This is a genomic window from Ancrocorticia sp. (genome assembly GCF_052089425.1).
Lineage (GTDB): Bacteria > Actinomycetota > Actinomycetes > Actinomycetales > Actinomycetaceae > Ancrocorticia.
In genome coordinates this window covers 44,735-56,905 of the sequence record NZ_JBQCZW010000002.1, presented here as the reverse complement: position 1 = coordinate 56,905, position 12,171 = coordinate 44,735, and the positions used below count along the sequence as shown (strand labels likewise).

10 protein-coding genes are annotated in these 12,171 nt (G+C 57.8%); all 10 read right to left on the bottom strand.

What is annotated here, in order from left to right; genetic code table 11:
- Window position 1: 1 nt before the first annotated feature.
- Window positions 2–730 carry an IspD/TarI family cytidylyltransferase gene (locus ACTHV6_RS01110; RefSeq protein ID WP_441385420.1) on the bottom strand — a complete coding sequence of 243 codons (729 nt, stop codon included), beginning with the start codon at window positions 728–730 and terminating at the stop codon, window positions 2–4.
- A gap of 3 nt (window positions 731–733) precedes the next feature.
- Entirely contained in the window at window positions 734–2,608 is a 1,875-nt protein-coding gene (locus ACTHV6_RS01105; protein ID WP_441385419.1) for a CDP-glycerol glycerophosphotransferase family protein, read from the bottom strand.
- Window positions 2,609–2,703: 95 nt separating this feature from the next.
- Complete coding sequence (locus tag ACTHV6_RS01100) at window positions 2,704–3,474, bottom strand: ABC transporter ATP-binding protein (RefSeq protein ID WP_441385418.1); 771 nt, start codon at window positions 3,472–3,474, stop codon at window positions 2,704–2,706.
- Window positions 3,458–4,333: an ABC transporter permease gene (locus tag ACTHV6_RS01095; RefSeq protein ID WP_441385417.1), complete on the bottom strand. Its 876-nt coding sequence runs from the start codon at window positions 4,331–4,333 to the stop codon at window positions 3,458–3,460. The genes ACTHV6_RS01100 and ACTHV6_RS01095 overlap by 17 nt, the downstream gene beginning before the upstream one ends.
- 151 nt (window positions 4,334–4,484) lie before the next feature.
- Window positions 4,485–5,747, bottom strand: a complete 1,263-nt coding sequence (locus ACTHV6_RS01090; RefSeq protein WP_441385416.1) for a CDP-glycerol glycerophosphotransferase family protein — start codon at window positions 5,745–5,747, stop codon at window positions 4,485–4,487.
- Complete coding sequence (locus ACTHV6_RS01085; protein WP_441385415.1) at window positions 5,734–6,894, bottom strand: CDP-glycerol glycerophosphotransferase family protein; 1,161 nt, start codon at window positions 6,892–6,894, stop codon at window positions 5,734–5,736. Before ACTHV6_RS01085 ends, ACTHV6_RS01090 begins: the two co-directional genes overlap by 14 nt.
- Window positions 6,895–7,262: 368 nt before the next feature.
- Complete coding sequence (locus ACTHV6_RS01080) at window positions 7,263–8,600, bottom strand: citrate synthase (protein ID WP_441385541.1); 1,338 nt, start codon at window positions 8,598–8,600, stop codon at window positions 7,263–7,265.
- Between the two features lie 187 nt (window positions 8,601–8,787).
- Window positions 8,788–10,065 carry a succinyldiaminopimelate transaminase gene (gene dapC / locus ACTHV6_RS01075; RefSeq protein WP_441385414.1) on the bottom strand — a complete coding sequence of 426 codons (1,278 nt, stop codon included), beginning with the start codon at window positions 10,063–10,065 and terminating at the stop codon, window positions 8,788–8,790.
- A 37-nt stretch (window positions 10,066–10,102) separates the two neighbouring features.
- Window positions 10,103–10,429: a ferredoxin gene (fdxA, locus tag ACTHV6_RS01070; protein ID WP_441385413.1), complete on the bottom strand. Its 327-nt coding sequence runs from the start codon at window positions 10,427–10,429 to the stop codon at window positions 10,103–10,105.
- Between the two features lie 130 nt (window positions 10,430–10,559).
- Window positions 10,560–12,171: VanW family protein (locus ACTHV6_RS01065; protein ID WP_441385412.1), on the bottom strand; the 1,612-nt coding region annotated here is incomplete at its 5' end.

Genomic DNA, 12,171 nt, shown 5'->3' with positions numbered 1-12,171 from the left:
GCTATTCCCCGCCTGGCATTCCATAGAGCTGCTGGTTTTCGATGATGCTGAAGTATGTTCGCGCGATATATAGATCATCGGCAGTGGTGATCTTGATATTGCTCTTTGGCCCGGTAATCCGGTGGATTACCTTGCCGTACCGATGCATCAGTGAGCAGGAATCAATCGAATCGTTTTCGCCCTCACTGACGGCGCGATCGTACAGGTCCAGAATCTCCCCGAGCTTAAAGCTCTGCGGCGCCTGAGCAGCGTAAAGGTGATCGCGCGGAATAACATCGGTGAGGATATGCTCGTGGGATTCCACGATGGTTTCCGTGACCTTTGAGCACGTGATCGCGTTGCCCTCGCGCTTCACCAGATCAATGTTCTGAGAGATGATCTCATCGTTGATCAGTGGACGTACACCGTCATGGACAAGTACCACTGAATCCTCGGGGCAATCGGCGGCTACCGCTTTGAGTGCATTGTGACGAGACTCTTGACCAGTTGCTCCGCCATCCACCACCCAGCGAACCTTCTCAATATCGAAGCGGCGGATGAGCTTCTCCAGCTCCGCCCGTGCGGAGGGAAGAATAGCCACGGCAATGGCGTCAATCTCCGGGTGGTGTTCGAACAGCTCGAGAGTGTGCACAATGACAGGCTTGCCATGGATCTCCAAGAACTGCTTGGGTACGGTGCCCGCCTTCATACGCGAGCCAACTCCACCGGCGAACAGAACGGCTATATTCATCAGTTACTCCTGAGGTTGCTTCCCAAGTATGAGCCAATCGATAAAACGATCGGATGAATGAGTATCGATCCTGTCAAAGTTTTCTTGCCTGAAGGCCTCGGCCTTTTCCAGCTCGTAATCCTCGTTCTTCAACGATTCTAGGAGTTCATCGAAGGAAAGGCAGACCTTTCCGGGTGCCGTCTCGTCGTAATCACGATGGAATCCACGAGTGGCAGCGTACAAGTCCCTGTCATAGGCGAAGAACAGCATCGGGCGATTGAGTAGCGAGTACTCGTAGATGATGGACGAGTAATCAGAGATGAGGACGTCCGCCGAATGGAGCAGGCCCAGCCCATCGTGATAGTGCGTCAGATCGATGAACCGATCCTTCTGATCACTGCGAATCGGCACAGGCTCAGTGATGAAATGATGCATACGGAAGCCAAACACCGTATTCTCACCACACAGCTCATAGAGAGCGTCGAAATCGAGGCGCGAGTAATCGTAATAGGCATCGTTCATCCCGCGCCCACGGAACGTAGGCGCGAAAACGATGAGCTTCTTGCCCTCGGCCTGTGGGTAGGCGGCCTTAAACTCCTTGAGAGCCTTCTCCTTGCCCTCTTCGGACAAGAAGTGATCGATACGCGGGAGCCCCGTTGGCACGATGGCGGACTCCTCGATTCCGAACACATCCGCGTACACCGGTATAAGGTTCTTGGACCCAACGATCGCGTGGTCATAGAAACGGTGTGGGTTGCGCAGCACGGGAGACCCGTAGTTCCCGAACCGCGAGTATCCCACCGATTTAAAGCCGACGCCGGCATGCCACGCTTGGATGATCTCCGTCTTTGGATCCATCTTCAGTGTTTCCAACGAGGCAAAGTAATCGTCCACAATGAGGATGTCAGCATTCGCGATCATCTCCACTTGACGGATTCGCTGCTGAAGCGAACGGTCGCTAGGGAGCATGCAGTTCTCGGTAATCGTGAAGTCTTTATCCAAGCCACGTTCTAGAAGCCTGTCCCGAATAGCTTCGAGGTTTCCTCCGAGGGACGTGCGGGCTTCTGATGCTAGGAGGACCACCGGCTTTTCAGGCTTTCGCGAGCGGCGTGCGGTCCAGTAGACGGAGTTCAAAACCCGCTTACGAGAATCTTTGCCGAGGAGCTTGTTGGCTACTTTGCGAGGCAGTGAGGCCTTCGACTTCCCGCGGCCGCGCCCGAAGGCGTATGCCAGCGTGCGAAGCTCGGGCCGGACGTCATCCTCTGTGAAACGGAAGGTGACTGTGTAGGCAGAAAAGTTCTGGTTGTATACGTAGTTGCGCGAGTAGAGGAGCAGCTTGTCCGCTTCGGACAGCGGCATCCGGGCCGGAACACCTAGCTTGCCATTCAGAACAGGCACGATGGCCCAGGTACCGTTAGGGATCGCCTTGCGCTCGAAGAAGTTCGTGATGTTCATTTCCACGGCGTACACGCCGCGACCTAGCTGAGCCGCCTCCAAGAAGTACCCGGAGTGTCCGCCGAGGAACATAAACTGCAGGCCCTTCAGGTCATCACCGTCAGGCACATTATCCCATGTCAGCTCAAGTGCGGCAGGTTCAGGGGCCTCACCCACGGCTTTGGCGTCTGCACCCTTCTGGCGGGCTACAGCCTTCGCCAATCCGTTGGTGGCATCAGGGAAGAACTCGCAGTAGTGATCGGCTTCTACCGCTTCACCTGACAGTTCCCCGTGCGATTCACTGGCCACTGGCAGTGGCTGCGTAATGCGGCCCGATATATCCAACGTCAAACGCAAATGGATATTCTCGTGCCACTCGATGGAGGTGATCACGGCATCGAGATCTAGCAGGGTTCCCTTGACGGCCTGAGGCATGGCTCCAGATACTTCCTTGCTGTTGTTCACGGACGCCCGTTCCTCTCGATTCGTTCGGCTTACCATGGTGACTTCACTTGTTATAGATGCGATTGTGAATGCTTGGGCATCGGCTCGTAGAGCGATTACTTGGGGTTCCGGAACTCCCGGTATTCCCCGATAACTCCCTTGGGATCTCCATCAGCCATAAGGTCTCCCTTGTTGAGCCACAGCACGCGGGTACAGTTACTCACGATCTCCTTCATCGAGTGGCTGACGATGAACACGGTTCCGGCAGCTTCCTTGAGCTGTTGGATACGTGCCGCGCTCTTCGTCCGGAAATCAGCGTCACCCACTGCCAACGCTTCGTCAACGATCAGGATCTCGCGTGGCACCGCCGTGGTAATGGAGAAACGCAGCCGCGCAGACATGCCTGACGAATACGTACGCATCGGAAGCCCGATCGATTCGCCCAAACCAGAGAATTCAACAATCTTGGGATGAATCGCGCGCGCTTCATCCAAGCTCATCCCCATGGCCAAGCATCCGAGCAGGATGTTCTTGTCCCCAGAGAGCTCACGGATCAGGGAAGCTCCGATGCTCAGAAGCACCGGTTTAGCTGTCGCATACACGTTGCCCGATGTAGGCATTTCCAGCCCGGCAACCGCCCGCATGAGGGTGGACTTGCCAGAACCGTTGGTTCCGATGACGCCAACAACTTCGCCCTTTTCGGCTGAGAAGCTCACACCCTTCACAGCGTCAATCAGATAGTTCTCCTTCTTGGAGAACCCAAAGAGATTGGTTTTCTCTTGCTCTTTCGATTTCAGGTTGACCTTAAAGGAGATACTGACATCATCGACAAGAACGGATGTATTGGGCGAAACGGATCCAGCGAGGGACTCATTCAGAGCGGCCATAGATCTGCTCTCCTCTCCAGAAATACCAAACGCCCAGCGGCAACATAATCGCGGTGGCACCCAGAGCAACGAACCAATCTTGGGTCACAACGGGATACTCAGATAGGAAGGCGCCACGAGCCAGTGCGAGGAACGCGTGAATCGGGTTGAACTGCAAGATGTGGAGAGCCGTGGGGTAATCGCTCAGGAGGTTTTCCAAGGCGAAGATAACGCCCGAACCGTACATGAGCAATCGTCTGATAAAGGGCAGGAAGCTTGTGAAGTCCCTGAAGTGAACGGTGAGGCGCCCGCAGAACGCCGCAACTCCAAAACAGAAGAGCGTGTACAGCACCATGATCGGGACGATGAGCAACCAGCTCCACTGCACCGGGTTTGCCAGCTCCCACTGGCCGTCCACCTTCACGGGTATGACAACAAGCAGGATCACCATGACTAGTAACACAAAGGCGATGTTGATGAGCTCGCGAATCACGGCCGATACTGGAAGCGCTAGCCGAGGAAATGAGATGGTCTTAATCAGCGATTCATTATAGATAACGGAGTTTGAACCGCCACGCATGGTGGCAGAGAAAAATTCGTAGAGAAACACTCCAATAAGGAGGAAGGAGATGTAGTTCGGTGGCCGCGAGCTGCCCAGAAGGAGACCGAAGATCACGCCATACACGCCGGCGTTCAGAAGCGGGCGCAGAATGACCCATCCGAGGCCCACTTTGGTGCGTGCGTTAGCCGTAAAGACTTGGTACCACGCGAGATAGGCAGAGAATGGAAGCCGCTCCCACGTTTGGGCCAAGTACTTGAACAAGGGTGGCTTAGCTTGAATTGCCTTGAACTCGGGAGGCACCGATTCACCTTCAGTCATGTTCCCTAGCCAATTCTCCTCGATTCACGTACCTGAACACTTGCGACCCCCATAATGCCCTCTCTAGCCACACTTTCCAAAAAACGAGCATGGATTGTGGCGCAACCGGCTTGATTTTACCGCAGCACAGGCGCAAACACCGTGGCGCCACTCATGAAATATGGTTTCCAAAGAACGCTTGCACAACCTGACGCGTTGTTTCAGGACTATCCCACGATTCGTATTCGCCGGAAGGCAACTCTGCTTTACCGGACAACAACTCTGCACTCTCATGGGCGTCCAGTGCCGCGGTGAGTTTCGTGATCAGATCTTCTTCGTCCAGTACGACAGGGCCAGGAAGATCCTCTAGATCCATGTAGAAGCCTCGCAAGTGATCACGATAGTTCGCCAGATCCTTCATGAAGAACACCACGGGACGGCAAAGAGCCGCATAGTCAAAGAACACCGAGGAGTAATCAGTGATGAGCACATCGGCAACCGCATACAGATCGTTGATGTCAGCCACGGTGGAGGCATCAATGATCCGACCGGCAAACTCCTCAAAATCTGGGCGCTCGGTGATCATGTAGTGAGCCCGGAATAGCATCACGGCATCGCTGCCCAAGCCTTCTGCAAGTTTCGTGTAATCGATGGGCTCGCGGAACACGTACCCGTTCTTCTCATCAAGGGAATCATCGCGCCACGTGGGCGCGTAGAACACGATCTTTTTTCCCTCTGGCACACCCAACTCTGCGCGAATCCGCTGGATATCGGCTTGCCCGTATTCGAAGAGCTTGGTGTTGCGCGGTAGGCCGTACCGCAGCCGCTGAACGCCCCTACCGAAACGCTCCAGTTGGAAGGCCCCGGCGAGCGTCCGCTCACCGAACGCGGATTGAAAGGTAAAGGCGTCAAAACGCGGAACATCAAGGCGATTCTTACGGCGGTAATCGCGAGCGCCATTGATGTTCTTCTTTGTTCCCAGCACGTCTGCTCGGAGCCGCTTCAGAGAGGTCCCGTGCCAGCACTGCAGCATCTTTTGTCCCTTCCGCTTGCGGACTGCGGCAGGAAGCATCGCATTGGTGACCCAGTACTGGGCCGTACCGTAGGCACGGAAGTATTCAGGGGACTCGTAGCGGACAATCTTGGTGCGAGGGTTCTTCACAAGAGCGTCAGGGATCATCGCGGAATCGTCTAGGGCCCAGATGAACTTCCATTCGCTAAACTCGTTCGAGTCCGCCATGTACTCGTAAATCGCTCGGGGCGAGCACGAATAGTTTCTCCCAGCGTAGCTTTCAAACACGACGGTCTTGGGCTGGATCGGGCCCATCCTGTCGCGCTTGTGGAACACAAAGCCATCAAACCACAGTAGGTAATCACGAACTGACCGTGCCAGTGGCATTCCGCGGAATCGCCGAACGAAGTCACGAATTGTCATGGGCGTTCTCCCGCTCCCGAGTTAGTCCCAGCGCAGTGGCCAACCTCTGACAGTTGTTACCATCATTGGTCTCTATGTAGGTGGCAAGAAACCGTTCAAACTGTGCACTATCAATGGATCGCTTGCTCTCAAGAAACTCGATGGCCTCCGCAGGATCTGCCGTGATGATGTCCGAAAGCTCCTGATCGTAATCGAAGGTGAAGCCCGGCGAACAACGGTATTGTTCCTCGTCGTATGCCCACAATGCCAAGGGCGTTCCAAGAATTCCTACCTCAAAGATCGCTCCGGAGTAATCGCTGATTACCCCGTCCACTCCAGGCAGAAGATCCAGCAGCTCGGGTTCGCGGCTGAGAACCACGCCGGGCGTATCCTTAACGGACTTGGCATCGCGAGGATGTATCTGGAGCATCAGTTGTGCGTCAGTGTTCGCAAACGCAGCCACCAGTTCCTCAATGGGAACAGGGGCCGAATCGCGGAATGTTGGCGCATACAGGTAGATGGGGCGGGCAGGATCAAGGCGGTATTTTCTGGCCACTTCCTCGCGCGCCCGGGGCTTATCGGCCCCTACCAGAAAATCGATGCGCGGCGAACCGATGACCTTGACGGTATCGCGATCAACACCGAATGCCTGAGAGAAAACATCCGCGGTTGCCTCTGAAGGTGCCGCCACGACATCGTAGTTTTCATGCATCTTCATGGTGCTAGCAACCTGTTTGCTTGCACCATCGGCGAGCCCCACCGTGAGCTTGCCGAACTGCTTGACGGCTCCCAGGGCGTGCCAGATCTGGAGAACCCGGACTCCGGAACGGATCGGGAACATGCTGATGGAGATCTGATAACTATCAGTGATGATCCAGCGGGAGGTTGCTAGGTAGTACAGCTGCCGGGCAATTCTGAAAGCATAGAGCACCTTGTTGTGCATTGGGTGGTAGAGCGTGACAACGTCAACGTCCGGAAATGTTCGCGCGAGGTACTTCTCGATCTCCTGAAAATCCACAGAGGCTGCCACGTCCCTGCGGGTCATCATCACCACGCGGCTACGCAGCGGCAGCTTCTTGAGCAGTGAGTAGCCAGCCTGTCCCACGGCGCGAAGGGCAGGGACAAGCCGCAAGGCGAGCGAACCGACCGACAACCCAGATTCCGGCATCACACTTCCTCTTCTGTGGAACGCACAACGTATTCCTTACAGATTCATGACTGTAGTTCACGTTGTGTTGGCCCACAGTTTACTCAGGCAACCTGAGACGGAGATGTAGACGCCTTGAGAACTCCGTCACGTGAAACCCGCGAGAGTTCGAACATGACTCGAGAGTTCGAGTGCCGCGCTAACTATCGCCACACAAACAAACTCTCGCTGGTCCCCTACAAAAATCCGCGCTCGGGCACTCAAGACAACTCGCGCAGGGGCGCTCTTATCAAGACCCGCTAGGCAAAACGAAGGGCTCCCCGCGGGAGGAACAATACCGCGGGGAGCCCTTCAGGTTCAGTGAGTGAAATACTCGGTGAGCAAGCTGCCTAGAGGCGCTTGGTATCCAGATCTGGGGAGATGTTCACCATCTGGCGCTTGGCGCGCTCATTACGCGGTACCCACTGGCGCTCGTCATAGCCGGTGTAGACCTGACGCGGACGGCCGATCTTCTGCGCCGGATCAGCCACGAGCTCACGGTACTGCGCGATCCAGCCAGGCAGGCGGCCCAGCGTGAAGAGCGGTGTGAACATTTGCGTGGGGAAGCCCATCGCGCCGTAGATGAGGCCCGTGTAGAAATCTACGTTCGGGTAGAGCTTGCGCTCCACGAAGTAGTCATCCTTGAGCGCCGTATCCGCTAGCTCCTGAGCGATATCGAAGAGCTGGTTATCTCCGCCTAGGCGCTCAAGAATCTCATCTGCCAAGCACTTAACAACTTGGGCGCGCGGATCGAAGTTCTTGTAGACGCGGTGGCCGAAGCCCATAAGCTTGACCGAGTTCTTCTTGTCCTTGACCTGGCTGACGTATTCCTGAACGGAGACGCCCGAATCACGGACCTGAGTCAGCATGTTAATCACGGCTTCGTTGGCGCCACCGTGAAGCGGGCCAGAGAGCGCGCCAGCACCCGCGGATACCGCGGCGTACACGTTGGCCTGAGAAGAGCCCACAAGGCGCACAGTGGAGGTGGAGCAGTTCTGCTCATGATCCGCATGAAGGATGAACAGCTTGTCCAGAGCATTGACGATCGTGGGATCGATTTCCTGCATCTGGTAGGGCAACCCGAAGGTCATCCGGATGAAATCCTCCGTGAAGGAGCGGGAGGCATCCGGGTAGAGCAGCGGCAGGCCCGTGGCACGCTTGGCAATGTACGCGATCATGGTAGGAACCTTGGCCATGAGCAGCGTGGTGGCCAGATCCAGCTGCGCCGGATCCTGAGGATCAAGCGTGTGATCGTAATAGGTGGCCATTCCGGCAATACCGGACTGCAGGATGGACATGGGATGCCCACCAGCTGGGAAGGACGTGAAGAAGGACTTGAAATCCTCGTGCAGCAGCGTGTGGCGCTTGATCCGGCGGGTGAAGAGAGCCAAGGACTCCGGGTCCGGGAGCTCCCCGTAAATCAGAAGGTAGGAAACCTCAAGGAAGGAACAGTTAGCCGCCAGCTGTTCGATCGGGTAGCCGCGGTAGCGCAGGATTCCGGCATCGCCATCAATGTAGGTGATGTCCGATTCGCACGAGGCTGTATTGGTAAAACCCGGGTCAAGCGTGACAGTACCCGTGGATCCCAACATCTTGCTGATGTTGAAGCCGTCCATGCCGCTCGTTGCTTTGACCCGAGGCAGCTCAAGCACCTGGCCATCTACTTTGAGCTCAGCAGCTCCATTCATACCGTTGTCAGTCACTGAAACCTCTTTCTGCAGGCGGGTGCCCGGCGAGTTAGGCAGCGGAAATCTCCGCAGTGTTACCACTATCTATCGGACGCCACGTGAGCCCACGCACATGGGTACGAAGTCCTGTGACCTAAGATACGCCCGCATGGCGGCACTTGCCAATTGCAGACGTGCTCCGCAACGTTCACCGAGCGAGAATCTTCGCCAGCTCCGGCATCCGTTCGGCGGCCTGACGAACCTTATCATCAGTTGCCGTCAAGGAGATCCGTACGCGATCAGTGCCAGCCACCCCGTAGAAATCTCCGGGCGCCACGATGATCCCAAGTTCGGCAAACGCATGGACCAATCCCCATCCATCTGCGCGGCCGGACGGATCACGCACCCACAGATAGAGGCCCGCAACGGTGGCCGGATCGGCCTCCAACCCCGCTGCGGCAACCGCGCCTTGAAGGATCGTGCGGCGCCCGCGGTAGATCTCGCGCTGGACCGCCACATGCTCATCATCCCCGAGCGCCACGGCCATCGCGTGCTGGACCGGACTTGGCATGAGGAAACCCGCGTGCTTGCGAACCTCGCTCAACGCCGCGATTCGCGCCGGATCCCCCGCGATGAACGCCGCGCGATACCCTGCCAAGTTCGATTGCTTGGAGAGCGAGTATAAAGAGAAAAGCCCGGCGTAGTTGCCGGAGCACACGCGTGCATCAAGAATGGAGGGCGCCTCGGCCACGTCCCACGGGAGCGCGCCATAGCACTCATCGCTCGCCACGATCACGCCACGTTCCTGCGCCCACGCAACAATCGCGCGCAGCTGGTCAACCGACAGCACGTGCCCGTTGGGATTGCCCGGCGAATTCAGCCACACCATGGAGATGCCGCTGGGCCACGAGGCCGGATCCGCCTCCGTGTCCATCGGCATCGGCGTGGCACCAGCCAAGCGAGCCCCCACATCATAGGTGGGGTAAGCAACCTCCGGGAAGGCCACGACATCACCCTCGCCCAGCCCCACCAGAGCTGGCAGCAGCGCCACCATTTCCTTCGAGCCGAGCGTTGGCAGCACACCCGGAAGTTCGCTCACTGTGAGCGAGCCACCCAGCTCCAACGTGCCCGCCACTCCTCCAGCCGCACTTGCCGGATGCAGTCCGGGGCTAGCAGGGGGGTTGTGGGAGAGGATGGCTTCGCCGTCGTCGTCAAAAAACACACCCGAGCCAACCGGAGCAACCCCACGGCGGCGCACCAACCACTCCCTGATCGCACCGCGCAGCTCGGGCGTACCAATCGTGGGCGGATAGCCCGGTGTATCGCTCCGCTCGCGCAGAGCCTCCTGAAGAACGGCTGGCACCGGATCCACGGGCGTGCCGATCGTCAAATCCACGGCGCCACCCGGATACTCGGCGGCGCGCTCGCGCACGGGAATCAGCGAATCCCACGGAAAATCAGGAAGCTCACCAGAGTAGAGCGGCACAGGCTTCTCCTATCAGGGACGAATTACCGGGGGTGAATCAGGCGTCCGTATCCTGCGGAGGCAGGGCGGCAACGAGCGGGTGATCCTTACCGGTGGGGCCAACCATCGCGGCGCCGCCCGGGGACCCCAAATCCTTGAAGAAATCCACGTTCACGTCATAGAAGGCGCTCCACTGCTCAGGAACATCGTCCTCATAGTAGATGGCCTCAACGGGGCACACGGGTTCGCAGGCTCCGCAATCCACGCACTCATCGGGGTGGATGTAGAGTGTGCGCTCACCCTCATATATGCAATCGACCGGACACTCATCCACACATGCGCGATCCTTCACGTCCACACACGGCTGAGCGATGATGTAGGTCATGGTGTTTCCTTTCAAATCGTGAACGCCGCCCCCGCCTTGTACGCCGGGCCGGCCTCACTCGCAGTCTCGTGGCGCGCCCGTTGTTGCGGACGCCTCCATCTAGTTCCGTAGTCTAGTGACGCTGGGAGCGCTAGTCACACTTGACGGCATCCACCGGACTGTACGTCCAGTTATAACTACCACTATCTTCTTCATTCACAGTCCCATCATGGGACACCTCGCGGCTGACCGTGACCGTAAAGCCCGGTCCCCCTGCCCCTGACGGCACGCAATCGTGTGCCGGATTGGTCTTCGTGGTGGGCTGGACGTAGCTGTAAGGATCCGACGTGGATGTTGAGACATCCCAGTACTTCGTGGACCACAGCTGGCTGTGCACATAACCATCAGCCACCCACGTATCAATCACCACACCATAGGGAGTGTTGTTCTCCCACTTCATATCAATCGTGCCCTCCCACAAGGTGGCCTCACGGCCCATGGGATAGCGATCGAAGTACTTCGAATGCGGCTTGTGCTCCACATCCTTCATTCCGCCCAGATAGCCGATGTTGAACGTGTTGGTGGACAGCTGGGACAGGCCGCCACCCATCGCCTCCGAATTGAAGCCGTTGGCCACAACGCCTGAGGATACGAAGCCGTTATCCGCCGTGATGGGGCCCAAGCCCGCCTCCAGCGAGAACGTATCGCCCGGCTTCACCAACGTGTTCGTAATCTTCGCCGTGCCCACCTGGAGGTTCGTGGTGCGGACAGAATCATCGGTGAGCGGGGTCTTGATCTCCGAGATCACTTCCTTGACGCCCAACTCCTTGGCATCCTCCGTGGTGAAGTCCGCCGGGACCTTGGTGGGTTCCACGGTGACCGTGCGATCATCGGACTGCGTGGAATCCTTGACCTCGGCGGCCAGTTCATCCGCACCAATCCCGTAGCCATCCTCCGATTCAATGATCTTCGGGGTGGAGTGGTTCTCGATTTCAATCCGAGCATCCTTGCCGGGGGTCAGCACATCCGGGAGGGCTTCAGACACGACGTCCGCCAGCTCTTCCCCATCGATGCTCAGATCCAGCGTGCCTTCGTCCTCATTGACTTCGAACGAGGCCGCCGCCGCCAGCTGCTCCGGCGTGAGCTCCGTTGAATCATCGTTGACCGCCACCGTCAAGTTGCCATCAACCAGTGGCTTGGCAATATTCTCCAACGCTTCGTTGGCCGCCTCCGTTGTAATGGTGGGTTCGGCTTCCTCGGCCGTCAAGGTGATCGGGGTTGGGGCCGTCAACACGTCGTGCGTCAACGCATCGGACGCGGCCTCCTTGTCCAGCGTCAGGCCAATTTGGGCCTCCGTGACCACCGGTTCCGTGCCGTCGAATGCCAGAAGAGCGTTGGATGGCTCCCTGTTGGACTGCTGCGCGATCGAATCCACGGTATCGGCAAGCTGGTCCTCATCGTAGGTGTAGACCGGCTCCACGTTAGTGCCGCCGGCAACATGCGCCCACATGCGCGCTGGGCTTAGCGAGAAGCCCACCACTGAATCGATCGTGGCGTTTTCATCCACGCTCAGCGAATAGTCCGCCGGGGTGATTGCGATGGCGGCCGCTTCGGCCTCATCAGAATCAGCCGCAAGCACGATAGAGGGAGAGCGCGCCGATCCGGGCGCTGCCGCATCCGTTGCCTCACCCTCCGGGGTATCGGTGGTATCGCTCTCCGGGCTGCCGGTGGGTTCCTCCTCCGGGACAGGCGTTGGGCCGGAG

Bases quoted from the DNA above. Each gene is read 5' to 3' on its own strand.
- ACTHV6_RS01110 (WP_441385420.1), bottom strand. From the start codon at position 730: ATGAATATAGCCGTTCTGTTCGCCGGTGGAGTTGGCTCGCGTATGAAG.
- ACTHV6_RS01100 (WP_441385418.1), bottom strand. From the start codon at position 3,474: ATGGCCGCTCTGAATGAGTCCCTCGCTGGATCCGTTTCGCCCAATACA.
- ACTHV6_RS01095 (WP_441385417.1), bottom strand. From the start codon at position 4,333: ATGACTGAAGGTGAATCGGTGCCTCCCGAGTTCAAGGCAATTCAAGCT.
- ACTHV6_RS01090 (WP_441385416.1), bottom strand. From the start codon at position 5,747: ATGACAATTCGTGACTTCGTTCGGCGATTCCGCGGAATGCCACTGGCA.
- ACTHV6_RS01085 (WP_441385415.1), bottom strand. From the start codon at position 6,894: ATGCCGGAATCTGGGTTGTCGGTCGGTTCGCTCGCCTTGCGGCTTGTC.
- ACTHV6_RS01080 (WP_441385541.1), bottom strand. From the start codon at position 8,600: ATGAATGGAGCTGCTGAGCTCAAAGTAGATGGCCAGGTGCTTGAGCTG.
- fdxA (WP_441385413.1), bottom strand. From the start codon at position 10,429: ATGACCTACATCATCGCTCAGCCGTGTGTGGACGTGAAGGATCGCGCA.